Genomic DNA, 24,839 nt, shown 5'->3' with positions numbered 1-24,839 from the left:
GTAGGATGCCTTATCAAACATACTAGAGTGTATACGAGAGAGAATGCAGATCAATTTATTTCCCAATCCAGGCATATGCTGCGGCCGGATTATCGGCTGAACTACCATTTAATGGCTGAATTTGGCTGGATGAATGACCCGAACGGTTTCATTCAATATAACGGGCAGTATCACTTGTTCTATCAACATTACCCGTATAAATCGGTGTGGGGACCGATGCACTGGGGACACGCAGTCAGCCGCGATCTTATGAAGTGGGACTATCTGCCGGTCGCTTTGGCTCCGGACAGTGAGTTCGACCGGGACGGCTGCTTCTCCGGCAGTGCGGTTGAGCAGGACGGGAAGCTTGTCCTGATGTATACCGGACATGTTGTAACCGGGCCTGACAAGGATCAGGATTACAAGCAGTCACAGGGAATTGCAGTATCGGAAGACGGGGTGACATTCGAAAAGTGGGAGGGCAATCCGGTCATCGGTTATGACGCCATACCGGACAGGGTCAGCCGCAAAGATTTCCGTGATCCTAAGGTGTTCAGGCACGAAGATCAATACTACGTCGTTCTTGGCTCTAATGATGCCCAAGGGAACGGGCTTGTACTGCTTTACAGATCTGAAGACCTGAGAAACTGGACGTATGTCAATGTGCTGGCTGTGAGTGACGGACGCTACGGCGATAATTGGGAGTGTCCGGATTTGTTCCCGCTTGGCGGTCGGCACGTATTCATGCTGTCTCCACAGCGCATGCCTGCTCAGGGAGAAGCATACCGTAATCTGCATTCCACCATGTACGGTATAGGTGATTTCAATGCGGAGGCTGGAACATTTACGGCAGAGCAGTATGCTCAGGTAGATCACGGATTCGATTTCTATGCCCCGCAGTCAACCTTGGACGATAAAGGGCGGCGTATCATCATCGGATGGATGGATATGTGGGAGTCGGAGATGCCAACCCAGCAGGGACACCACTGGGCTGGTGCGATGAGTCTTCCGCGGGAAGCGGTGATCGACCACGACAGATTGCTGTTCCGTCCGCTTGAAGAGGTGGAAAATTACCGATCCAATCTGTTCGAACAGCGGGATATCTTGCTGACAGGCGAGCAGATCATGGAGACGTTCGGAGATAGCTACGAACTGAAGGCGGTATTTGAGTTCGAGGCTGGTAACACTGATGAATTCGGCTTGAAGCTACGGGTGGGCGGCGAAGAGGAGACTGTACTCTCGTATCGTCCCGATGACGGTCTGTTCCGTTTTAACCGTGAGCGTGCCGGTATCGGACCGGGCGGAGAGAGAAGAGTGCCCTTAGGCTTACAAGAGGGACGTCTAGAGCTGCGGATCTTCGTCGATAAGAGCTCTGTGGAAATATTCATCGGCGACGGTGAATATGTTCTCACCGGAAGAGTGTATCCCGGAATGGAATCAACAGGTATTCATGCGTTTGCGAGCGGAAAATGTACGATTGTCTCGTTCCAGAAGTGGGATATCCTCGCATAGAATCGCACCACAAACAGGAACCTGACCGTGGATGGTCAGATTCCTGTTTTTTTGTGGCCATTTTGCTCGTGTGATTTTAGGCGCGCTTATGTTGCAGATAAGCATCAAGATAAGCATCAATTTTTGCGAGAGCTTCTTTGGTACCGCCGGATTGCTGGAAGCTGTCATTTATTTTTTGTACGCCCTCTTTATACGCTGCGTTTGACATGACCTCATGTACGCCATCTCTTAACGTTTGTGTATTGATTTGATCCTTAGTTATTCGATAGCCAGCTTGAAGTTCCGTTAACCGTTGCGCGACCATGGGCTGATCCTTGTCCTGAGGCAGCACGACCAAGGGTACATTAAAGTGAATTCCTTCATTCACGCTGTTCATTCCACCATGAGTAATAAATACATCTGAATGACGTAATACCTCCAATTGAGGTACATAGGGTGAGATGATAAAGTGCTCAGGGGCCGGGTTAATTTTCGTAAAGTCAGCTTTCTCGCCAGCTGCAATCACGACGATGCCTTCAAAATCGGAAAAAGCCTCAATGCAGGTGTTAAAAAAGTCTTCAGTGTGGTCCAGAACAGTTCCCATCGAAATATACAAAACCTTTTTATCCTGTAGTCTGTCCAGCGGGAATGAATTTTCTCCTTTACGCTCCGGAAAGCTGGGACCAATAAAAAGATGTTCATCCCCAAATTGTTCACCATTCGGTTGAAAATATTTACTCGTATACACAACATTCAAAGCCCCTGAATTGTTCATAAATTGAACCATTTCTTTGGGAGCAACACCGAATCTTTCTTTCATGAGATGAAGTGAAGTCGTGACTTGTTCATCAGGCTGAAACGGTACTTTAGCGTCGGAGCGAAAGAGATTGGCAGCCATCAGATGATTTGAAATGAGAAAAGATGGGGATGAAGAGATGCCTGGAATATTCAAATAATCTCTCACTAATTCACCGGCTCCAAATCGGTCATAGAACACTAAGTCAAATTGAATACGCTCGGACAGCTCCTGGATGATGGCTAAGATGTCCATCGAAGTCTGGATATGAATATTCATAAATGCGTTCAGTCCTGCCGGAGTGCTGGTATCAATGGAAGCAGTCCTGACCAGATCAGGATGCAGGTGAACCTTCGCTCCAACTGCTTCGAGTCTATTCTTGTATTTCTCAGTTGTAATGTAATGAACCTGGTCCCCTCGTGCTGCAAAGGCTTGCGTGATCCCAAGCGTGGGGTTTACATGTCCTTCTGCCGGAAAATTAACCATTAATACGTTTAACATCCATCCTTGCTCCTTTCCTTCTCTTTCATTTAAGATGCAGTTTTAACTGAATCTCTCAATCCATAATAACAATAATATTTATTTTTTCAAATGATATCCTTTCATAAAAATTCGCCAACACAATTCTAAACAATAAGGACAAGGGCTTGTTGGCATGAAATGTGTATAACAAATATTTACCTCGTGCATAGTAAAGACGAACCTATATAGCGAGGGAGGTTTTTTCTAAATGAATGTTCAAAGAGCACAAGAAATAGCGTCCTCTCCCATCATGGCAAATGTGTTGTGCGATGGGTTACCCATCTATATTCAGCATGTGAATGAACAGCGTGAGACGGCACGAATCTATGCGCTGAATAACCCGGAAGAGGAACGGGAAGTGCCTTTGTACGCGTTAACAGAACGAGATCAGACCCTTGAATAGAAAGGAGCGACATGAAAAATGAAACCGAATCAACAGAAAGAGATCGAGGCAGATCGTTTGAATTTTCGGGATCAGACGGATGATGTGGTCAGAGAAGTACCGGCCACCACGGATGCCAGCGAAGCTGTTGCAGCAATGACTTCACATATCAATAAATATGATGTGCCAGATGAGTTGGAAGAAGAATAGAGAGTGGTCAAGCGCGCACAGGATAACCTGCTGCGTGCTTTTTATATGACGCCATAATGGATAGTATCGAACAAAAAGTACTCAATGCCCAAACGTACAAGTGAAACTGCCCATGTGTACGTTTTTTTCCTTTCGTTTTTTTGTAAAATGATATATAAATGATTTTTGTTCAAACGAAATGGACCAGGCCGTCATAGCGGCATATCCTAATAAGTTGAAAAGCTGAATTCAGAATTGTAGGAGGGAATTATGAACGATGCATCTAATGTTCAGGTTCAAAATCTAAATCCGGAAACAAGTGAGAGTAAAAGTGAAGGTGAAGTTGAGAACAAGGATATTTCAAAAATATTAACGATCATATGGGTTTTTATAATTTATAGTGAGTCTGTCATTCTTCAACATTTGTTTGGTGGTTTAAATCTACTGCAAAGTTCTTTATTCACTATAATTATCATATTGCACATCCTCTTGTACCTGCATGCTCATCGAGTGGCAAAATATTTTTCATGGGCTTATTTTGTGATACAAGGGGGCTTGATCTTTGCAAGTGCATTTCTTCTACCTGAAAGTTTCTCCATAGTACTAGTGGGTTTAATGCCCGTTTTGGTGGGTCAGAGTATAGGTATTTATTATAAGCCGCTCAAGGTCATTCTTGTATTTTTGATCTCCTACGTTCTTTTTTGTGTGGCTGTGGTCTCTCACAATGACGGCAGGCAATTTGTGCTGTTCATCCCGCTATTTTTTCTAATTGTCGTTGTTATAGTTGCTTATGCGGTTCTTTTTCTCAAACAAGTCAAGGCACGAATCCGCACACAAAACGTTCTGAAAGAGCTTGAAATCGCACATCAAAAGGTGGAAGAACTTACAATTGCCAATGAACGACAACGCATGGCCCGTGATCTGCATGATACGCTGGCTCAAGGGCTTGCTGGGCTAATCATGCAGCTGGAAGCCATTGACGCTCATCTGAGCAAAGGAAGTACGCAAAGAGCCCAAGAGATTGTCCAACAATCGATGTCACAAGTACGGAGGACATTGTCTGATTCAAGGCGAGCCATAGACAATCTGCGTTCGAAAACGATCTCGGAAGTTGATTTTGCAGAAGCAGTGGAGGAAGAAATACAGCGATTTACAATGGCTACGAGCATTCGTGTCATACGCAACATCAAAATTAAAACTTCAGTCCCCAGACTGCTGTTCGAGCATGGACTATTTATTATAAGCGAATGTTTAACCAATGTAGCCAAGCATTCACACGCGAATACCGTATGGATTAATATTTTGGATAACGAAGGTAAGATTGAAATTGAGATTCGTGATGATGGAAAAGGATTTGATACAGATATTATTGCCAAGCAAACAGGACATTACGGAATAATAGGGATCCATGAACGTGTACGGATGCTGGGTGGAAACATCAATATTAACAGTATATTGCAAGCAGGTACAGCTATAAAAATAGAGGCGCCTCTTACTAAAGGAGACCTATCATGAAATACAAGATTTTAATCGTCGACGATCATTGGGTCGTTAGAGAAGGGTTAAAGCTGGTGTTGGAGACCAATGACAGCTATGAAGTTATTGGCGAGGCCGGAGAAGGTGCAACTGCTCTTAAACTGATCGAGGAGCTTCAACCGGATGTCATATTACTAGATTTATATATGCCACAAATGAGTGGTTTGGATACAATGAAAGCCCTCAGAGAAAAACAAAATGAAACGCCCGTCATTATCCTGACTACCTATAACGAAGATGATTTAATGATTAAGGGACTTTCTTTGGGGGCAAAAGGATATTTATTGAAAGATACCAGCCGGGAAAACCTGTTTCGCACGATTGAGTCAGCGCTAAGGGGTGAAACGTTGCTTCAGCCAGAAATAACAGCAAGGGTGTTCGCTGCAACGAATAAGAAAGAAGCCAAGCTAGAATCCCGCGAGAGCAGCTTAGTTCTTACGGATAAGGAAAGGCATATATTAAAGTCTGTTGCACACGGTTTTAAAAGCAAGGAAATAGCATTTGATATGGGGATTTCCGAGCGTACCGTCAAAGCGCATTTAACGAATATTTATAATAAGCTTGGTGTTGATTCTAGATCTGAAGCCGTTGCTGTTTCGTTGGAACGTGGGATTTTACAGCTTTAGAGATGTTAACTGAATAGATGTTTTTCATTGCCCAGTCGTACATAAGGTGCTTGCCCCTTTGTACGATTTTTTTGTGTGTTCATTGTTATAACATGAAAAAAGCAATGAAAAAAGTTTACATGACCCACGGGTTGCTGATAGCACCTTTAGAAGAGAGAATCAGGGAGGATGACATTAAGTTGAAGAAAAAAGGAATCAGGATCATGATTACGGGGATTGCATTAGCTATAGTAGCTTCCGGTTGCTCCAGTGCAACGGAGAACTCTGTAACACAGGCAAGTCATCCGGTAAAAGTAGAGAAGCTTGTAATGAAACCTTTGGCCAATGATTTTAATCTGGCGGGAACATTGCAGGCAAGTAATGAAGCTAGTGTTTCCTTTGAAGCGGATGGACGTATATTGAACACTATGGTTGAGGTAGGGGACTCCGTAGAAAAAGGGAGCGTCCTTGCGAAGTTAGATACATCTGTCTACCAGCTGCAGCTGGATCGGGCCAAGGCAACCATGGAAAAGGCAAAAGCCGGTCTTAGCCAAGCGGAGGCTTCTGTTCAATCGGCACAGGCGGGTATTCATAGTTCACAATCCCAGGTCGATGCGGCCCAATCGAAATTGCAGGAATTGAACAATGGCGCCAAAAAGCAGGAAATTGCACAGTCACAAAATGCGGTTACTGCAGCCACCAATGCTTACAATAAGAAAAAAGCGGATGCCGCACGGACGCAAAGTCTGTTCCAGGCAGGTGCAGCATCATTGTCGGAAAATGAGAATGCACAGCTGGAATTAACGAATGCACAAAAAAGTTTAAGTGACGCACAAGAGCAGTTGTCTCTCTTGCTTGCGGGAGCCTCACAGGAACAACGTGCCCAGGCTTCAGCTGGTGTAGAGCAGGCCAGAGCAGGGCTGGAGACCGCTATGGCTACGAAGCAGCAAGGGCTAGCCAGTAAAGCTCAGGCGCAGGCTACCTACGAGGATGCATTGGCTGCTTATGAACAGTCATCCTTGTCACTTAAAAAAGCTACTTTAACCTCCCCGATCGCTGGCGTAGTCATTGAAAAAAAGGTGTCTGATGGTCAACTGGGCTCCAGTGGGAGTGAGGCATTCGTCGTCGGGAATATCAAGACCTTAAAAGTACTTCTTCCCGTACCGGATAGCGAAATCTTATCATGGAAGAAAAACCAAAAAGTAAATATATCACTCTATAATGAAATTAGAATAGGGACCGTTACTCAGATCTACCCATCAACGAATGCGAAAACGGGCAGTATTAATGTGGAAGTCAGCCTGCCTAACCCTGAACTGGATTGGAAACCTGGACAAGTCATCAGCGCATCTAAAAGTGTGAATCAAGCGGAAGCCCTGTTAGTGCCTGTAGAATCCGTGATTAGCACGGGAAGTGACCCTTATATTTTTAAAGCTGTGAATGGTAAGGCCGTTAAAACCACAATTAAAGTGGGAAAAGTAACGAATAATCAATTCGAAGTTCTCTCCGGACTACAGGCAGGCGATCAAATTGTTACACAAGGAGCAGGAACCTTGTTTAATGGCGATTTAATTGGGAATGATGTGCTTGGGAAATCGGAGGAGTCATCCGAATGATTAAATATATCGTTAAAAAACAGAAAATTACGCTCATTTTCTTTGGTATGTGCATACTGCTAGGGCTCTTTAATTTTACATCGTTGCCCAAACAGGAGCAGCCTGATGTTATTCCTATGTCAGCCAGTGTTACAACCATCTATCCGGGTGCCTCACCTGAAAGAATCGAGCAAACCATTACTAAGGTCATGGAACAGAAAATTAAAGCTGTACAAGGTGTCAAAACGATTTCCTCTACTTCATCGAAAGGCCAATCCAGTATTATCATAGAAGCTTTGAATGATGCGGATCCGACAAAAGTATGGGCTGATCTTCGTACGAAGGTGCAGGATGCACAATCCGAGCTTCCAGACGATGCGATGCAGCCTATAATCAATGATAGCATGACTAGCTCTTTCATTGGTTCATATGCGATCACCTCTGATAAGGTTGAGGATTTATACTCATTAAATGAATTAATGAACAAATGGAAAGATCAATTAAAAACAGTCCACGGTATTTCGCAGGTTAATATTCAAGGAATACCTGAGCAAGAGGTACGAGTTAGCTTAGACACGCAAAAGATGCAACAATATAACATCTCCTGGGAGCAGGTTGTTCAAGCGATCAAGGATGAGAATGACAGAGTGCCTACAGGAAGTATGGATTTCAATGAGCGTACTTATCAGCTGACGGTGAATGCCTCAACGGATCCATCGATTCTAAATAACGTCCAGATTTCAAGCAATGACGATGGATTTCCGATATCTCTGAAGGATATAGGTACTGCCTCACTTGTTTTTAAAAAAGCAGCTAGTTATACGTATGTGAATACCAAGCCTGCTATTTCGATCAGTGTAAGCGGAGATATAGGAACAGATGTGCCAACGGTATCCAAAGCAACAACAGCCAAAATCAATCAACTTGCGAGCAGTTTGCCGAAGAATGTACATTTTGAGCTGCTTTTTGCACAAAATGATCGAGTGAGTGAAATATTTGGAAACCTGACCAAAGAGATGATTATCGCTATTTTATCGGTTATTGTGATATGTACTTTAGGCTTGAATTTGCTAACTTCTGCATTTGTGGCGTTGGCCATTCCTGTTTCCATCGCCATCGGCTTTATTTTCTTGCCCATGACAGGAACTACGCTGAATCAAATTTCAGTCATCGGACTCATCATCGTGCTAGGGATATTGGTTGATGATGCCGTCGTGGTCAATGACAACATTGAACGCCGACGCTCTGAATTTGGGGAAAATGCTACGGAGGCAGCTATTAAAGGAACCAAAGAGGTATCCTTATCGATCATTACAGCTACGCTAGCTACGGTTGCAGCATTTGCTCCGTTGTTATTCCTGCCGGGTAATATCGGAGACTTTATTAAACCGATCCCTACCGTTATTTCGTTAACGATGCTAGCTTCCATGATTATGTCGTTAACAATTATTCCTATTTTTCGTCAATGGTATGATCAACGCCGTAAAGGGAAACAGAGTAACCAAGCGGTTAAGCCGCCCGGGCTTCTGGGTCATCAAATCCAGTCTCTATCCAATGTGTACTCTAAAAACTGGATGCCAAGAATACTGCAACGCCCGCTTTTAACAGCGCTGATTGGTCTTATGATTGGTACGGCAGCTTATGGATTACTTGCGGTTGTTCCCATTCAATTATTCCCAGAATCCGACCAGGCGGATGCCACGATCAGCGTAACGATGCCGGAAGGAACATCGTTACAGGCAACCAATCGGGTAATTAACGAGATTGGGCTGTGGGTCAAAAAACAACCAGAGACAGAGCGGCTGTCGGCAACGGCGGGTGGAGGAGCGCCTCAGATGTACAGCGATGTTGCAGGCGGTCACGGCTCTGGGGGAGCGGTCAACGGTCAACTTGCTGTCGTTGGAAACGAGGGACTATTCGATCTCCAGAAAACAGTGGATAGCTGGACTCATACGTTGCAAGCCAAATATCCATCTGCATTGATCAGCATTCGGGTTCCTCAATTAGGTATTCCGGTCGGCAGTGCGGTGTCTATCCGGATGAAGGGAGAAGACATTGATAAACTGCAAAACATGACAGCTAAAGTCAAAGAAATGGTTGCGGGTACCCCCGGAGCTGTAGACGTGACCGATAATATGGGGATGCAAAGCTATAATCTGAATTTCCAAGTCAACCCACAAGCCTTGGATAAATATCGGGTTAGCTATTCCAATTTGACGCGTACTCTGCTGTTAATGGGTGACGGGGTCAATGTAACGGATTTTGATACAGGTAAGGAATTGCTGGATATAAATATATACATGAATAAACCAAACGATGATCCTGAGGTATTATTCCAACAATTAAGTGTAACCAATGCGGCAAAAGAGCAAATTCCATTATCCCAGTTAGTCACGATGAAACCGGACTTTTCCATTCAGCAAATCCACCGTTATGATTTGGAACGAACGGTAACGATTTCAGCCAATGCGAATGGGCGTACAGCTACAGAACTCACTAATGACATCCGTAGCAAACTAACCCATACACAGTTTGAACCAGGCTACACCTGGGAGATGGGAGGAGAAACATCCGCGCAATCTGATATTTTTACAGATTTGGGCAAACTAGCCATTATCGTTGTTTTTCTCATCCTGCTCTTGATCACGATGCAGTTTTACTCCGTCTCCACACCGCTTATTATTATGACCACTGTGTATCTGGCAGCGGCAGGCGGAATTCTTGGAAGCTTTATTTCAGGCATGCCAATTGGATTCATGAGTATTATGGGGATCATTTCACTGGCTGGTATCGTTGTGCGTAACGGTATTGTGTTGATAGAGTTTATTGAAGATGCGCGGCGTGAAGGAGCTGAACTGACAGACGCGATCCTTATGGCATGTTCTGCCCGTTTCCGTCCGATCTTGCTTACTTCGTTAACTGCGATTGTGGGGATGATCCCTATCGCCACCATAGGAGAAATTCTCTTCAAACCGTTGGCAACGACCATTATCTTTGGCCTGATCTTTTCGACCATTTTAACCTTGTTTGTCGTTCCGACGCTGTATATGGTCGTAGCTCATCTGAAGCTGAAGCGGAAGCAGAAGCAGGAAAAGACTATAAACACCGATAGCTCATTGACCTTGTAGGTAAATACAGAAAAACAATATACTTCAATATTTCTTTTAGAATAGGGATCGTACATGAGGCGAAGGTCTTCATGTACGATCTTTTTATTTGTTGACATAGTCAACAAATATCATTACTATAATTGTTGCAAAAGTCCACTAAATAGGGGGAGTTATGGTCAATATAGATGCTAATATCATAGCGGATATGAGGCGTTTTAACCGGTTCTATACGAATTTACTTGGTGTTTTAGATAGACATGTGCTGGATAGCGGATATTCCTTTACCGAGGCACGTGTCATTATAGAGATCGGGTTGATCGAGCCATGTATTGCGAATACGCTGGTCGAATCTCTTAAAATTGATCGCAGCTATATGAGCAGGATCATTGCTAAATTTTGCAAAGAGGGCTTTCTTGTTAAGGAAAATTCAACGGTGGATAATAGAACAAATCTAATTCGTCTGACACCTAAAGGAAAAACGTTCTACAACCAATTGAATGAAAGGTCTGATGAGCAAATTCTAAGATTAGTTCAAGGACTTTCAGAAATAGAGATTGAAGAATTACATGCTTCTATGTTGTTAATTCAGAAGAAATTGGATATTTCGGAGAGGATACAGAATGATACGATTTGAATGCGACTATACCGAAGGTGCCCATGAACGTATATTACAGCGACTACTGGAAACGAATGAGGAACAAACGCCAGGCTATGGTATGGACGATCATTGTGAAAAAGCCAGAGCTTATATTAAAAAGGCGTGTGACTCCGAAAATGCGGATGTACACTTTTTGGTTGGAGGTACACAGACCAATACAACGGTCATTTCTTCGATTTTGCGTCCGCATCAAGGTGTGATTGCGGCAACTTCTGGACATATTGCTGTGCATGAGACCGGAGCAATTGAGGCTATTGGACATAAAGTACTGACATTGCCAAGCGAGGATGGGAAAATCCGGGGTGAGCAGGTAAAGGAACTATACGACGCTCACTGGAGTGATTCTGCTCCTGAGCACTGTGTACAACCCGGGATGGTTTATATTTCTCAACCGACCGAGAATGGAACGATCTATAGCCGATCGGAGCTGGAAGTGTTAAGTAAAGTCTGTCGTGAATATGGTTTACCGCTGTTTATAGATGGAGCCCGCTTAGGCTATGGTTTGGTTGCAGAGGATAGCGATGTATCATTAGCAGATATAGCAATGCTGTGCGATGTGTTTTATATTGGCGGCACTAAAATTGGAGCAATGATGGGAGAAGCCGTCGTTATCCTAAATGATGCTTTGAAAAAAGACTTTAGATATATGATCAAGCAAAAAGGAGGACTGCTGGCTAAGGGCAGAATGCTGGGCATTCAGTTTGAAACGCTGTTTGAGGAAGGTTTATACTTTGAGATTTCCAAACACGCCATACATATGGCCATGTTGCTGCAAAAAGGATTATCCGAGCAAGGATTTTCTTTCCTATATCATTCTACAACCAATCAGCAGTTTCCGATTATATCGGATCGTATATTACAGGCGTTGAGTGAAAAATATACTTACTCCTTTTGGGAAAAGGTTGATGATACACATACTGCTGTTCGATTTTGCACCAGTTGGGCCACAAAGAAAGAAAATATTGAAATGCTGCTTCAGGATATCAAAGCATTACAATAGAGGTCACGGATAAACGATGAGTATCATCTTGAAGAGGTAAAATGAATGATGAAATAGGCCATACCTCGTTGCACACATTGCAGCGAAGTATGGCTTTTTTGTCGTGTAAATTACCTAATCCAGGCGGCTCGTCTTTAGTTCCATGAAAGAGCAAGTAGATATAAAAATGGAAAAACAAGACAAGAGCGAATGTATAAAATTAGCGCCTAATTATTTACACTGAATACCTATCGAACCTGTTTACGGTATTGAAGAGGGGAGAGCCCGGTTATTTTTTTAAAGATTTTATTAAAATGGGAGGCATGACCGAAGCCGACATCCTCCGCAATGCTCTGGATTTTGTCCTTGGTGGTTCGCAGTCTGGTTTGAGCCGCCCTAACCCTCACGACGCGGATGTATTCGCTGAAATGAAAGCCAGTCAATTTTAGAAAGATGCGGCTTAGGTAGGCTGGACTAATAAAAAAGCAGGCGGCCACTTGTTCGAGAGTTAACGGCTCATTGAAATGATCCTGAATAAAAGACGAAATTTCTGTGATTTTCTGATGCATGGGATGAGATGAAATAAGTTCACTACGCTCGGCCGCTTCCGATCGGTGCACCAGGATAAGCATTTCCAGCAGCAAATGCTGTACACAACGGTCATGCAGAGGCTGCTTGTTCCTACATTCGCTATTCATTTGCAGGAACAGTCGTTCAACTTCGACTTGTTCTCTAGCCGGTAAGCGAAGCAACGCGGATTGCTGATACGGCGGTAGATCCAGAATGTCACGATCCTGCGGTGGGAGAAACGTCGGAGAAAAATGAATCAAAATGCGTTCTGTTTCCTCCAATTGCGTGCTGGCGGTAGAGTGTAAGTCATGAGGGAGGATGAATATCAGATCGCCCTTGCGAGCGGTGTATACCTTGCCGTTCATAAAGTAGATGCGTTCGCCCTGCAGCAAAAAATACAGCTCATAGTTCTCATGAACATGAGGTCTGGGCATAACTGTGAAGCCGGTACGGTAGATGTGATGAATGGAGAATTGTTGTTCTCCGATGATATATTTGTCTTCCTTCATTTCATTCATGTGCTTCTTCCTTTGCAAATTAAGATAAGTAAGCGCATTCATATATCTATAGTATATATGACACCTGCCCACGGTAAAAGCAGAAAAGATTGATGAAAGGAGGTGAAAACACTTCTGAACGTCTCGGATCATTCTTTTATAAAAGTATGCGCTGGTGTGAAAGAAAATCTTAGGGAGGAAACAGAATATGAGCAAGCAGCGTACATGGAGAAAGGTGCTATGTAATGTGGTTGTGGGTTCATTGTTGTTGACCTTGTGCCCACCACTGATTCAAGCAGAGACTGCGGTCGGGACAGAGATGGCAAAAGTCGAAAAAATAGCGACGAATATTCCGGCGTTTCCGGGGGCTGAAGGTGGCGGTAAATATGTTACCGGTGGACGCGGAGGTGAAGTTTACGAAGTTACCACGCTGGAGGATTACGGCAAAGGTGAGCAGATGATCCCCGGATCTCTTCGTGCAGCGGTCAGCTCCGATAATCGGACGGTCGTATTCCGGGTGGGCGGAACCATTCATCTTAAGGAGCCACTTAAAATCCTGGGCAACAACCTGACGGTTGCGGGTCAGACAGCTCCTGGCGATGGTATAACTGTAAGCGATTACACAACAGGGATTGATGCAGATAACGTCATTCTCCGTTACCTGCGTTTTCGATTAACCGACCGTTACCCCAGCGAGGATGACGCATTAGGATCCAGATATCATAAAAACATTATGATTGATCACTGTTCCTTTAGCTGGTCTGTGGATGAGGTGCTGAGTCTGTACGATAACGTAAATACGACGGTACAATGGTCCATTGCGTCCGAAAGTATGCTAATGACCACGCACCAAAAAGGTCGCCACGGCTATGGCGGCATATGGGGTGGTCGAAATTCCACCTATCATCATAACTTGTTGGCACACAATGCAAGCCGCAACCCGCGTTTCCCAACCGATAAAAAACAAATCGACGCTGTGGAAATGACCAATAATGTCATTTATAACTGGGGATTTTTCTCTTCCTATGGCGGTGGTGAAGGATCGTATAATGTGCTGAATAACTATTATAAGTATGGCCCCAACACATATAAGGACGTTCGCGGTCAAATCTTTGTAGACGTGGGAAGTAAAAAATATAAAACACGCATCTATATTGGTGGCAACTACATGTACGGCAACGAATCGGTTACTAAGGACAACTGGCAGCTTGGAACATCGATTGGATCGATTATTGACCCTTCCACTCGTTTGGCAGAGCCGATTGAAGTCAGAGGGGAATACGACAACGGGATTTCACCGGATGCGTATGGTCCATATCAAGCGACAGATGCACAGACCGCATACACTGAGGTGCTTGCTGGTTCAGGAGCCACGCTGCCAAGAAGAGATGCGGTGGACGCCCGCATTATGAATGATGTGAAGAATGGAACGGGTGCGTTTATCAACTCCCCGCGTGAGGCAGGCTGGATTTACGATGATTATAGCGTAACCAACACGGAGCTTACTGACAGTGATCATGATGGCATGCCGGATGAATGGGAACGTGCCCATGGGCTGGACCCCAAAAATGCAGACGACCGCAACGGTCAGGAGCTTGCCGGCACAGGCGAGTATGCTCATTTTGCCAAGGGCTATACGAATCTGGAAGTCTATTTAAATGATCTCATTGAGAAGCTGTCCAATGGAAGTGAGGTAGATAATCCGGAGGCCGTCGTTCAGGTGTCGGATGAAGGCGGACGTTCGCTGAAGCATAACGATATTTTGGAAGCCGGACGTGATGCGACCATAACTGCAACGGCCAAGGACCAAGATGGCATTGCCCACGTTGAATTTATCATTGACGGCAAACTTGCTGGAAAAGTAGAGAATGCGCCTTATCAAATCAGCTGGAATCATGTGACGGACGGCACCCATTACATTATTGCACGGGTGACAGACCGCAAGGGAACTGCTGCATTTTCCAATCCTGTCACCATCCACGTCAACACGACTGTACCAACGGGAAGCTGGCTCAGCGAAGAGGTTGGCTCTGAGGGCAACGATGGCTATATCAAAGGGCATACTCAGGTATTAAAAGAAGATGCAAACGGCAGCAGCATACGACTGAAATCGGCGGGAGACATTGACGGTCAGGCTGATCTTTTCCATTATGCTTATCAGAAATGGGAGGGAGACGGTGAAATTACAGCCCGTGTGGAGAAGATTACTCCTGTGGACGATAATGCCGAAGCAGGTGTAATGATCCGTGAATCACTGAAGCCTGGATCAAAAATGGCCTTTATGTCTTTAGCATTTGTTAAATATGGTAAACAGGGGACTCTTATTAGTCGTGATCAAACAGATGGTAAAACCAAGCGCGCGTCAATGGAAACATTTATTACAACGCCATATTCGGTTCGTCTGGTGAGACAAGGGCAAAAGCTGACCGGATGGATATCCGCCGATGGTCTAACAAATTGGGAGAAAGTGGGTGAAGCAGTCGTGGACTTTCCAGAGAATCAACCCTTACTGTTCGGGCTAGCTACCGATGCATCCAAACAACAAAACGATGTATGGAATTACAATACGTCGGAATTCAGCAATGTTAAGGTCCGCAAGCTAACAGACTCAGGAGGAACCTCTCCCACTAGTGTGGTTGTATCGACCTATGGCCCTGCTGACTATACATCTCTCCAGGCAGCTATTGATGCAGTCCCTGACAACAGCAACACAAGGACTATTATCCATCTCAAAAACGGTACCTACCGTGAAAAAATAAAGGTGAATTCCTCCAAAAAAAATCTGAGCATTATCGGAGAAGATCGGGACAAAACGATCATTGCTTTTGATGATACAGCCAAGACCATAGTGGACGGGAAAGAATTAGGAACGAGCAATAGCTATACTATGCGTGTGCAAAGTCCTGATTTTGTGATGGAAAATGTGACGGTCGCCAACACAGAAGGGACCGGGCAGGTGCAGGCTGTAGCGTTATATGCCGAAGGTGATCGTGGCAAGTATCATAATGTCAAAATTACCGGCCTACAGGATACTTTGCTCGTAAACCGTGGCAGACAGTATTTTAAGGACAGCTACATCAGTGGCAGTGTGGATTTTATATTTGGCAATGCACCTGCTGTGTTTGATAATTCGATCATACACAGCCTGCGTGCCGGATACGTAACCGCAGCTTCAACAGAAGAGAACCAGCCAGGTTTTGTATTTACTCAGTGTCGTCTGACAACCGAAGCTGGCTTGACAGGCAAGGTGGATCTTGGGCGACCATGGCGTCCTTACGCTCATGTTACTTTTTTGAAGACCTATATGGATGACCATATCAAGCCGGGTGGTTGGAACAATTGGGGTAAGGAATCCAATGAGCAGACCGCAAGATTTGGAGAATTCGACAACTTTGGACCAGGTGCAGGAAGTAGCGGGCGTGTACCTTGGGCCAAACAGCTTACAGCTGACGAAGCAAACCAGTACACTGTTGAAGCTGTTCTGAGCGGGACAGATCATTGGAATTGGCGTCTATAAATTTGATGTTCAATCGATAAGCGGGGGGATACGCTTTAAGCGTTTCCTCCGCTTATGTGCGTGTTTGTGAGCAAACTTGGATGTGGTACATACATAATCTAAAATTGAAACCATTTGTTATTATGGTAAATATTTTATATATTGAAGAGGAGATGTATTTTTAGGCGCATAACAGGTGGTAATAAACTCGAGGCTAATATACATCTTGTTCGTAATCATCATGAAAAAACCTACAATTATTTTTAGTTGAACATATTATTATGTTGGAGGTGTAGGATGGCACGTGTGTTGGTTATGATCACGCCTGCTGAAGGCCATGTTAATCCGTCCTTAGGATTAGTGAAGCAGCTGGTTGACAGAGGTAAAGAAGTGGATTATGTGTGTTCAGAGGAATTTGGTACGAGAATTCAACAAACGGGAGCAAACCTGATCACCTATCCATTTAGTACGGATGCATTTATTCACAATCCTGTATTAAAGCCGGCTGAATATAAACATCATTATCAATTCGTGAATATGATCGTTAAAGGTTTGATTGAACCGATTATTCCAAAGGTTATGAAAGAAATTGAAAATAAGGAGTATGATTATTTGATTTATGACTATTTGATGGGTTGGGGAGGCAAAATTATAGCAGAGAGGCTGGGAATACCTGCGGTATGCACGATCTGTTCGTTTGCTTTCGTAGAGCCTCTGGGATCTGATCAAGGCTGGGATGATGATGACATAAAAGTGAGAGAGCTTTATGATGACACCATGAAAGTAGTACATCAATTAGCTGAGGAGTTTCAGGTTTCCGTCCCCGCTATTGATGAACTCGATTCACATTCCCACAGCCTAAAGGTCGTGTATACAAGCCGTTATTTTCAACCGCAAGCTGAAAAGCTGGATGATAGTTATATTTTTGCAGGTCCATCTATTGTACCTCGTAAAGATGCACCCTCTTTTCCGTTCGAACAGCTTCGTGCTTTGTATCCGCAGGTTGTTTATATATCATTGGGAACTATTCTTAATAGAGATTTGGAGTTTTACAAGCTTTGCTTTGAAGCATTTCGCGATTTGCCTGTGCAATTTGTACTTTCATCAGGCCAATATGCGGAGATGGAGTTATTGGCAGACAATATCCCGGACAATTTTATGATCAAGCCCTATATTCCGCAGCTGGAAATGCTTCAGCGTGTAGATGCCTTTATTACACATGGGGGAATGAACAGTGCAAGCGAAGCCTTGTATTACAACGTGCCGATGGTTCTGGTTCCCATGACATCGGATCAACCGATCGTGGCCAATCGGGTACAAGAGCTGGGAGCGGGTATTGCTGTGAATAAAAATGAGCTTACACCCGCTATCTTAAAAGCTGCTTTGGTAGAGGTTTTAAATCAAGCCATCTATAAACAACAGGCGCATGTAATTGGCCAATCACTACGTCAGGCTGGCGGTTATACGTATGCGGCTGATGCAATTATGAGTCGTTTCTCTACTATAAGAAAATAGGATGCGAGAAAAATAGGGTGCGTGTGCGGAGGCTTACGATGTAACCAATCTGGACCATGCATGGCATGATAGCATAACAAAGCAGCACGTAAACGGACTTCAGGTTCTCGTCCAGATTACGTGCTGCTTTTTGTATTGGTGCTGTCCTATAGACTGTGATTTCTTTCTTGTAGAGCAGCCGAGTTGTGAAACTCTAATTTTTTTGAAATCGCGAGCAGACCAAGGCAACAGAGGATCAGGAATAAGCATACCCAATAGGAGTTTCGATAACCCATCCATTGAGCGAACAATCCGCCCATCAAGCTCCCCGCCAGTCTTCCGATCGTTGTCGCATTGGAATACAGTGTCGAGGCATATCCGGGCAGAGATGGCAATAAATCCTGCATGTAGCTGATACCAATGGCTGATATCACTGCAACAAAGAAGGCTAGAAGAAGCTGTCCCACGAATAGCTGCCACATCTCCGTAGACATAAGGACGAGGAGATAATAGACAACGCCTGTTAGAGCCCCTAAAAATATAAGCAAACGGTTGGAGTATTTGGCCGCTAGTACGCCCAGCATGAGCATCAAGGGTATCTCTAAGATTGCGCAAATACTGGATACTAGGGCAACGTCATTCGTGTCACCTTTTAAATTGTGGATGATGAACAAGGAAATGTTCAAACTATTCATCCAGTGAGACGTATAAAGCAGAGTAAGAACTAGAAAAGGAATCAGAATTTTAATATTTTTATGTAATGTAATGTGATGAAGTGAAAGTTGATCCTTATTTTTAGCTTGAACAGGAGGCTGCTTGATAAAAAAGAATAGAAGAACGGCAATAAGTACAAAAATAGAGGTCGTACCGACAAAAATACCTTTAAAGCCCGTATGTGCAATCAAGAAGGAACCAAAGAGCGGTCCGGTAATAAAGCCAAGAGAAAACATAGAACGAAGCGTTGAATTCGCAAAGGCATGATCCGCAGATTTACTGCGATCTACCGCTTCACGTGCACTGGCAAATAACTGCGGCATCCCAGGGGCGCCAATTGCCGTAAAGACAGTCATATAAATAAAAAGTACATAAAAATTTTGGATTACAAGATATCCAGCAAAGGCTACAGCATTAAATAACGTACAAATCACTAAAATTTGTTTGCGATCTAACCCGGTATCGGAGCGTTCGGCAATAAGGGAGCTTATCCATATACCACAAATCAAAGTCACCGCTGTAAACAAACCAAAGGTTCCCACAGATACGCCAAGTGTACTTGTAAAATATACAGCTAAAAAAGGTGCACTTATAGAAATAGCCATACCTTGCAATAACATACAGATCATAAATAGCGGGTAGTTAGGGATAAAGAAAAGATTTTGAATACGCTTTAGCATTTCATTTTTACACCCCTTTAGATTTAGAAGCAGAACTTACATACCTATCCAACCAAAACTATATATGACTTTAGCATAATTTGTATATTTACATTGTATAAAATATTATAAGTTATTTTCACTAAAGCGATCTATGAACTGCTTGATCAGTTCATTCAATGTTCCAGCGGCCTTCGTAGGGAGGCGGTGATCGGCTTTTTTAATGAAAACAAGCTCACTCTTCGGTAATTGCTGATGCAATATGTTGGCATAAGGATGAAAGTGTTTATCCTCTTCACCATAAACGAGCAGGACAGGAAGATGGATTTCCCCGAGCCGTGAGGTACAGTTATACTTCAAGCTGTAACGATAATATTGTTCGACATTCCCGGGATGGCTCTGCTTCGCATCGTTGAATAACTTACGGAACAAAGATAGCTGTTTCGTTTGTGACCAAGCAATCGAAAGCGCAATCGTACCGACTGCGCCGATTTTGGAAAGAGCAGTGCCCCAAGAAATTTTGTTTCTTAGGCGCCAATCGTTTACTTCCGACATTCCACTAATAACAATGCCTCCCCATGCCCGATCTGGATAAGTCAGGAGGAATTCAAGTACTATCGAGCCACCGGTAGAATATCCACACAAAAATACTTTATCTAAGCTCAACCGATCCATCAAATGCTTAATATCCTGGGCGATGAGAGGGTAAGTAACCGTTTGTTCGGAAGGCTGACTTTTACCGTGTCCTCTGATATCAAAAGCTACAGTTCGAAAATCGGGCGATAGTCCTTGGATTTGGTATGTGAAATTTAAACTTGTGAGTACTGGAGGGTGGATAAATAGGATGGTCATTCCTTCACCGGAATCAATATAGTGCATCGAGTATCCGTTTATGCTTGTAGTAGTCATTGTTATTTTCCCCTCCCATTAAAGATTTTGGTTTTACTGAAAAAAACAACTCGTGATATAAAAAACATTTTCGGAATCGTTTTAAGACCCTACAATCATAATCCTGATCTCTAAACAATTGAATATATTCTTTTTCATTACGAATATACTCTCCGTTGTCGTACCATTTCATAAACCAGTTACATAGCGGTTTTTTCTTGGATAAACATGGTTCCATAATGACAATGGTTCCGTTAGGCTTTAGGATTCTTTGGAATTCCTTCATGTAGCTAGATATTTCATCCGAAGAAATGTGGTGTAATACAGCGATAATAAGTATGTAGTCGAACGACTCATTATCAAATGGTAAATTATTACTATTAAATACTTGAAATGCATGGTGGCTATATAATCGCTTTGCATAATCAATTCGTTGGGCGTCAGGATCAATTCCAACATAATACAACGGGTTAAACATGGAGCAATTTGCCCCAGTACCACAGCCAAAATCCAGTACAGTTTGGCTATCAAAGGAAAAATGGGAATGCACATGATCATGGATATATTTTTTAGTAAACCACTTTGGACGGACAAACCAATGATACAGTCTAGGTGAGAACGGGATGTTAATGGGAGTTCACCAGCTTTCTAATTATTCGAGTCACTAGAAGTAATTTGGCATATTAGATTAAAAAAATTCATTTCGGAATAATTTTTTTTAGTGTAAGCAAAAATAAAAAAATCAAGGGAATTGTGTTTTTCAAAGAAAGGGATACACAAATGGGAATAAAGTATAAAATCACGATTGTACTAGTGCTAAGTTTAAGTTTACTAATCGTCGGTTGCAGGGCGGACTCCAGTCAACAGCTAAATCAACAAAGCATCAAGTCCCATATCCCAGTGAATAATAAGGCCAAACCGGTCATATTCATCATGATTGATTCTTTAATGGATAAGCCTTTGCAGGATGCGATTCAAGAAGGCCGTGCTCCGGCAATGCAATATCTCCTTCATCAAGGGAAATATTTCCCACATGTAGTGAGTTCATTTCCCACGATGTCTGTGACCATCGACAGTACCTTATTAACGGGGACGTATGCAGACCAACATCATGTGCCCGGACTTGTGTGGTACAGCGACTCAAGGAAACGCATGATTTTCTACGGAAATGGTGCCAAGGAAGCCCTAAAGATAGACCAACTGCAAGTATTTTTAGATGCCATTTACCAATTAAACCAAGTTCATCTGAACAAAAAAACAAAAACCATCCATGAGGAATTGGCTGACAAAGGGGAAGAATCCGCGTCCATCAATGCTATTGTTTTTAGAGGAAGAACGAAACATGCCCTCAAAGTACCTGACTTCATAGCGAATAGCAGTAGAGTACCAGAAAAAATGATAGTCACAGGACCTAAATGGTTATCCTATGCAGCTCTGGCACAATTGAATCCGAAAAATAGCTGGAACACTCCTGTGTGGAAAAAATTTGGGATGAACAACGAATTTTCCGCAAAGGATACCGCTTTTTTAATCAGCCAGAAAAAACTTCCAGATGTAACTATCGCCTACTTCCCAGAGAATGATAATTTGGCGCATAGAAAGGGTCCCACTCAACTAAAGGGAATTGAAAAAGCGGACCAAGCACTGCAAGCTGTGTTGAACGCATACGGTTCGTGGGAAGAGGCTGTAAACAGTGCGATATGGATTGTCATGGGCGACAGTGCGCAAAGCGCTGTATATGATGATCGACAGGCAGCGACTGTTGATTTAAGGTCTCTTTTAAGCCATTACCGTATTGCAAAATTAAATCAACCCGTAAGAAGTGATGACCAGATCGTGATTGCCGCTAATGAACGGATGGCCTATATCTATGCAATAAACGATAACGTAGAGTTATCCGATGTGGTGAAGTCTTTACAAAAGGAGAACAAGCTCGACATTATCGCTATGAAAGATGGTACAAACCATATTCATGTTACAAAAGGCAAAAAGGGTAAATTGTTTTCTTATCGTCCCGGTGGAAAATATATGGATGAATATGGACAATCGTGGACATTATCGGGCGAAGAGGACCTTGTGGATATTACGGTAAATAATAACCGGATCAAATATGGAAAATATCCAGATATTTTGGCGAGGCTACACGGGGCAATGAATTCGCATGAGGGAAGATATGTTGTCGTCACGGTCCAACCGGGATACGAACTCGTCAGCGAAAGTTCCCCTACCCACATCGGAGGGGGAGCCCATGGATCGCTGCACGAAAAAGATTCCCTTGTTCCACTAATTATTTCTGGAACGAATACACGGCCCAAAACTCTGCGAATTGTAGATATAAAAGATTGGATTCTGCAATTGGTGAACAAATAAGTATTGAGCGTTCTTGATATTAAAATTGAGCCCTATTAGTATGTAAGCATTAGTTATATAATCGAAAGGGGTCACACCTTGGATCAACTAGGTTTGTAGCCGATTGCATTTTGTGGGCCGGATTCCTCAGCCTGTTCATGCCAAAGACTGTTCCTGTTCCGTTTATCTTTCTCAAGGGATAAACGGTTTTTATATAAGTATATATTTATAAGGTAATGTAATGGAGGTTTTTAAAACATTGATTTTTTTGGCATGCATTATATTCTTAGTCACTTTAGTATTGGTCATCTGGCAGCCTAAACATCTGTCCATTGGGTGGTCTGCGTGCGGCGGTGCCATACTCGCCTTGCTGGTGGGGGTGGTGGATTTGCATGATGTTTGGGAAGTTACTCGAATGGTCTGGAATGCAACACTAGCTTTTGTCGCCATTATACTGATTTCATTAGTCCTTGATAAAATTGGTTTCTTCGAATGGGCAGCACTTCACATGGCACGGCTAGCCCGTGGAAGCGGAACCCGGATGTTTGTCTATGTGAGCCTGCTGGGTGCCGTAGTTGCTGCCTTTTTTGCCAATGACGGCGCGGCTTTAATTTTGACACCAATTGTACTGGCGATGGTTCGGGCACTGAAATTGGATGAGAAAATGGTATTTCCTTTTATCATAGCGAGCGGATTTATTGCAGATACGACATCGCTTCCGCTTGTAGTCAGCAACCTCGTTAATATTGTGTCAGCCGATTTCTTTGGAATCAGTTTTATGGAATATGCGAGTCGTATGATTGTACCAAATCTGTTTTCCTTAGCGGCTAGTATCGTGGTACTGTATCTCTTTTTTCGCAAAAAAATTCCTAAAACGTTTGATGCGACACAGTTAATCACGCCTGCAAATGCGATAAAAGATCCAAAGATGTTCCGTATGTCCTGGGTCGTTCTCACAATATTGTTGGTTGGCTACTTTGCATGCGAATTTTTTGACATTCCCGTCTCGGTGGTGGCTGGTATCATTGCCATCCTTTTCTTGCTGATGGCTAGAAGAAGCCCTGTGGTACCCATGAAAGAAGTCATCAAGGGAGCTCCATGGGCCATCGTATTTTTCTCTATCGGGATGTATGTGGTGGTGTATGGTCTGCGTAATGCCGGTTTGACGGATCTGCTGTCCCATGTGATTCAAGCGGCTGCTGATCAAGGTATGTTTGTAGCTACCATGGCCATGGGTTTTATTGCGGCGATTATCTCGTCGAGTATGAATAACTTGCCCACGGTCATGATTGATGCACTTGCCATTAATGCCACTCATGCAACCAGTATGGTCAAAGAGGCACTGATTTATGCTAACGTCATTGGGTCGGATCTTGGACCAAAAATAACTCCAATCGGTTCATTAGCCACATTGTTGTGGCTACATGTACTTCGTTCCAAAAACGTAAAAATTTCTTGGGGCACTTATTTCAAAACAGGCATCGTCTTAACTATTCCTACACTTTTTATTACCCTGCTGGGCTTATATCTATGGTTAATCATTTCATAATTGAATATCGAAGGAAACGTTAATGACGGAAAGAAGAAAATTTATTTTTTGTGCACTGGTAATTCTTTCAGATATGATTGCTGAATGGTGCGGATTTAGTAGTGACCTTGTGCGGAGATGCTGAAAATAAATGTCCTATCACACCTCCGCGCGTTCGCCGTGAACATTGGGGATTTGATGATCCGGCTAAAGCACGAGGAACAGAAGAGGAGCAATGGAGCGTGTTCCAGCGTATACGGGATGAAGTCGGGACTCGTATTCGGAAATTTGCGGAGACTGGTGAATAAACAAGGTGCACAGCCATAGTATTTCAAACAAGCACGCCTCTTTAAAGAGGTGGTGCTTGTTTGGCGTTTTTTTCCTTCACAGAATACTCTTCCAGCACCTTTGTTTTATCTCCATAGATCCTATCTAAATGATCTTCTCCCCATAAGCAAAAACGATCAAGCAGATCTTTAAAATCCCATCCATATTCACTAAGCTCGTACTCCACTTTGGGTGGAACCTGGTTATAAATGATGCGGTGAATGATTCCATCCTTTTCAAGCTCTCTAAGCTGTTGGGTAAGCACTTTTTGGGTGATTTTCGGAATGAGTTGACGAAGTTCGTATGTACGTTTTCTGCCGCTGGTTAAATGATGCAGGATGATGCCTTTCCACTTTCCACTGATGACCTCCAAAGTTGCCTCGATCCCGAGCATATAGGTTTTGGCTTTGTCTTCCATAGACTTTCCCCCTCTCCGATCTGTAGTACAAAAGGCACTAAGGAACCTTAAAGTACC

General features: G+C 43.4%; 19 protein-coding genes and 1 pseudogene. 14 read left to right on the top strand and 6 right to left on the bottom strand.

Annotated elements, in window-relative coordinates:
• The first annotated feature begins 27 nt into the window (after positions 1–27).
• The gene (locus PPM_RS22885) at positions 28–1,491 is read left to right on the top strand and encodes a glycoside hydrolase family 32 protein (protein ID WP_013373214.1); all 1,464 of its coding nucleotides are present in this window, start codon (positions 28–30) and stop codon (positions 1,489–1,491) included.
• A gap of 76 nt (positions 1,492–1,567) precedes the next feature.
• Here the strand turns inward: PPM_RS22885 and PPM_RS22880 are convergent, their stop codons facing one another.
• Positions 1,568–2,767 carry a macrolide family glycosyltransferase gene (locus PPM_RS22880; protein ID WP_013373213.1) on the bottom strand — a complete coding sequence of 400 codons (1,200 nt, stop codon included), beginning with the start codon at positions 2,765–2,767 and terminating at the stop codon, positions 1,568–1,570.
• Between the two features lie 229 nt (positions 2,768–2,996).
• On the opposite strand from PPM_RS22880, the gene PPM_RS22875 reads away from it, so the two are divergent.
• The 8 genes from PPM_RS22875 (at position 2,997) to PPM_RS22845 (ending at position 11,863) form a co-directional block, all read left to right on the top strand.
• Complete coding sequence (locus PPM_RS22875) at positions 2,997–3,191, top strand: H-type small acid-soluble spore protein (protein WP_013373211.1); 195 nt, start codon at positions 2,997–2,999, stop codon at positions 3,189–3,191.
• An 18-nt stretch (positions 3,192–3,209) separates the two neighbouring features.
• Positions 3,210–3,380 (top strand): hypothetical protein, encoded by a 171-nt coding sequence (locus PPM_RS29710; RefSeq protein WP_013373210.1) that lies wholly within the window; start codon positions 3,210–3,212, stop codon positions 3,378–3,380.
• A 249-nt stretch (positions 3,381–3,629) separates the two neighbouring features.
• Entirely contained in the window at positions 3,630–4,874 is a 1,245-nt protein-coding gene (locus PPM_RS22870) for a sensor histidine kinase (protein WP_013373208.1), read from the top strand.
• Complete coding sequence (locus PPM_RS22865; protein ID WP_013373207.1) at positions 4,871–5,521, top strand: response regulator; 651 nt, start codon at positions 4,871–4,873, stop codon at positions 5,519–5,521. Before PPM_RS22870 ends, PPM_RS22865 begins: the two co-directional genes overlap by 4 nt.
• A 173-nt stretch (positions 5,522–5,694) precedes the next feature.
• Positions 5,695–7,116, top strand: a complete 1,422-nt coding sequence (locus PPM_RS22860) for an efflux RND transporter periplasmic adaptor subunit (protein WP_043886145.1) — start codon at positions 5,695–5,697, stop codon at positions 7,114–7,116.
• Positions 7,113–10,223 carry an efflux RND transporter permease subunit gene (locus PPM_RS22855; protein ID WP_013373205.1) on the top strand — a complete coding sequence of 1,037 codons (3,111 nt, stop codon included), beginning with the start codon at positions 7,113–7,115 and terminating at the stop codon, positions 10,221–10,223. The genes PPM_RS22860 and PPM_RS22855 overlap by 4 nt, the downstream gene beginning before the upstream one ends.
• Before the next feature lie 154 nt (positions 10,224–10,377).
• Positions 10,378–10,839, top strand: a complete 462-nt coding sequence (locus PPM_RS22850) for a MarR family winged helix-turn-helix transcriptional regulator (RefSeq protein ID WP_013373204.1) — start codon at positions 10,378–10,380, stop codon at positions 10,837–10,839.
• Positions 10,826–11,863, top strand: a complete 1,038-nt coding sequence (locus tag PPM_RS22845; protein WP_013373203.1) for a threonine aldolase family protein — start codon at positions 10,826–10,828, stop codon at positions 11,861–11,863. Before PPM_RS22850 ends, PPM_RS22845 begins: the two co-directional genes overlap by 14 nt.
• A 227-nt stretch (positions 11,864–12,090) precedes the next feature.
• On the opposite strand, the gene PPM_RS22840 is transcribed toward PPM_RS22845, so the two are convergent.
• The gene (locus tag PPM_RS22840) at positions 12,091–12,930 is read right to left on the bottom strand and encodes a helix-turn-helix transcriptional regulator (RefSeq protein ID WP_013373202.1); all 840 of its coding nucleotides are present in this window, start codon (positions 12,928–12,930) and stop codon (positions 12,091–12,093) included.
• 187 nt (positions 12,931–13,117) lie between these two features.
• Between PPM_RS22840 and PPM_RS22835 the strand changes: the two genes are divergently transcribed.
• Positions 13,118–16,426, top strand: a complete 3,309-nt coding sequence (locus tag PPM_RS22835) for a pectinesterase family protein (protein WP_013373200.1) — start codon at positions 13,118–13,120, stop codon at positions 16,424–16,426.
• 276 nt (positions 16,427–16,702) lie between these two features.
• Positions 16,703–17,920, top strand: a complete 1,218-nt coding sequence (locus PPM_RS22830) for a macrolide family glycosyltransferase (RefSeq protein WP_013373199.1) — start codon at positions 16,703–16,705, stop codon at positions 17,918–17,920.
• Positions 17,921–18,066: 146 nt separating this feature from the next.
• Here the strand turns inward: PPM_RS22830 and PPM_RS22825 are convergent, their stop codons facing one another.
• The 3 genes from PPM_RS22825 to PPM_RS22815 form a co-directional block, all read right to left on the bottom strand.
• Positions 18,067–19,293, bottom strand: a complete 1,227-nt coding sequence (locus PPM_RS22825; RefSeq protein ID WP_013373198.1) for a sugar efflux transporter — start codon at positions 19,291–19,293, stop codon at positions 18,067–18,069.
• Between the two features lie 105 nt (positions 19,294–19,398).
• Entirely contained in the window at positions 19,399–20,181 is a 783-nt protein-coding gene (locus PPM_RS22820) for an alpha/beta fold hydrolase (protein ID WP_013373197.1), read from the bottom strand.
• Positions 20,138–20,767 carry a class I SAM-dependent methyltransferase gene (locus tag PPM_RS22815; protein WP_080567883.1) on the bottom strand — a complete coding sequence of 210 codons (630 nt, stop codon included), beginning with the start codon at positions 20,765–20,767 and terminating at the stop codon, positions 20,138–20,140. Before PPM_RS22815 ends, PPM_RS22820 begins: the two co-directional genes overlap by 44 nt.
• Before the next feature lie 173 nt (positions 20,768–20,940).
• Here PPM_RS22815 and PPM_RS22810 point away from each other — a divergent pair, with 173 nt between their 5' ends.
• The 3 genes and pseudogenes from PPM_RS22810 to PPM_RS22800 form a co-directional block, all read left to right on the top strand.
• Positions 20,941–22,530: an alkaline phosphatase family protein gene (locus tag PPM_RS22810; RefSeq protein WP_013373195.1), complete on the top strand. Its 1,590-nt coding sequence runs from the start codon at positions 20,941–20,943 to the stop codon at positions 22,528–22,530.
• Between the two features lie 238 nt (positions 22,531–22,768).
• The gene (locus PPM_RS22805) at positions 22,769–24,058 is read left to right on the top strand and encodes an arsenical efflux pump membrane protein ArsB (RefSeq protein ID WP_043886059.1); all 1,290 of its coding nucleotides are present in this window, start codon (positions 22,769–22,771) and stop codon (positions 24,056–24,058) included.
• Positions 24,059–24,135: 77 nt separating this feature from the next.
• Positions 24,136–24,345 (top strand): annotated as a pseudogene (locus PPM_RS22800) (arsenate reductase); the annotation flags it as partial.
• A 41-nt stretch (positions 24,346–24,386) separates the two neighbouring features.
• Here the strand turns inward: PPM_RS22800 and PPM_RS22795 are convergent.
• On the bottom strand, positions 24,387–24,782 hold the full coding sequence (locus PPM_RS22795) for a winged helix-turn-helix transcriptional regulator (protein WP_013373192.1): 396 nt from the start codon (positions 24,780–24,782) through the stop codon (positions 24,387–24,389).
• Between the last annotated feature and the right edge of the window lie 57 nt (positions 24,783–24,839).

The sequence above is a fragment of the Paenibacillus polymyxa M1 genome, assembly GCF_000237325.1.
In the GTDB taxonomy this organism is placed as follows: domain Bacteria; phylum Bacillota; class Bacilli; order Paenibacillales; family Paenibacillaceae; genus Paenibacillus; species Paenibacillus polymyxa_C.
This window is presented reverse-complemented; position numbering and strand designations above follow the sequence as displayed.

What these genes read in the sequence shown, in the direction of transcription:
- PPM_RS22870 (WP_013373208.1), top strand. Translation starts at nt 3,630, where the DNA reads ATGAACGATGCATCTAATGTTCAGGTTCAAAATCTAAATCCGGAAACA.
- PPM_RS22855 (WP_013373205.1), top strand. Translation starts at nt 7,113, where the DNA reads ATGATTAAATATATCGTTAAAAAACAGAAAATTACGCTCATTTTCTTT.
- PPM_RS29710 (WP_013373210.1), top strand. Translation starts at nt 3,210, where the DNA reads ATGAAACCGAATCAACAGAAAGAGATCGAGGCAGATCGTTTGAATTTT.
- PPM_RS22845 (WP_013373203.1), top strand. Translation starts at nt 10,826, where the DNA reads ATGATACGATTTGAATGCGACTATACCGAAGGTGCCCATGAACGTATA.
- PPM_RS22865 (WP_013373207.1), top strand. Translation starts at nt 4,871, where the DNA reads ATGAAATACAAGATTTTAATCGTCGACGATCATTGGGTCGTTAGAGAA.
- PPM_RS22835 (WP_013373200.1), top strand. Translation starts at nt 13,118, where the DNA reads ATGAGCAAGCAGCGTACATGGAGAAAGGTGCTATGTAATGTGGTTGTG.
- PPM_RS22825 (WP_013373198.1), bottom strand. Translation starts at nt 19,293, where the DNA reads ATGCTAAAGCGTATTCAAAATCTTTTCTTTATCCCTAACTACCCGCTA.
- PPM_RS22810 (WP_013373195.1), top strand. Translation starts at nt 20,941, where the DNA reads ATGGGAATAAAGTATAAAATCACGATTGTACTAGTGCTAAGTTTAAGT.
- PPM_RS22880 (WP_013373213.1), bottom strand. Translation starts at nt 2,767, where the DNA reads ATGTTAAACGTATTAATGGTTAATTTTCCGGCAGAAGGACATGTAAAC.
- PPM_RS22830 (WP_013373199.1), top strand. Translation starts at nt 16,703, where the DNA reads ATGGCACGTGTGTTGGTTATGATCACGCCTGCTGAAGGCCATGTTAAT.
- PPM_RS22875 (WP_013373211.1), top strand. Translation starts at nt 2,997, where the DNA reads ATGAATGTTCAAAGAGCACAAGAAATAGCGTCCTCTCCCATCATGGCA.
- PPM_RS22840 (WP_013373202.1), bottom strand. Translation starts at nt 12,930, where the DNA reads ATGAATGAAATGAAGGAAGACAAATATATCATCGGAGAACAACAATTC.
- PPM_RS22820 (WP_013373197.1), bottom strand. Translation starts at nt 20,181, where the DNA reads ATGACTACTACAAGCATAAACGGATACTCGATGCACTATATTGATTCC.
- PPM_RS22795 (WP_013373192.1), bottom strand. Translation starts at nt 24,782, where the DNA reads ATGGAAGACAAAGCCAAAACCTATATGCTCGGGATCGAGGCAACTTTG.
- PPM_RS22850 (WP_013373204.1), top strand. Translation starts at nt 10,378, where the DNA reads ATGGTCAATATAGATGCTAATATCATAGCGGATATGAGGCGTTTTAAC.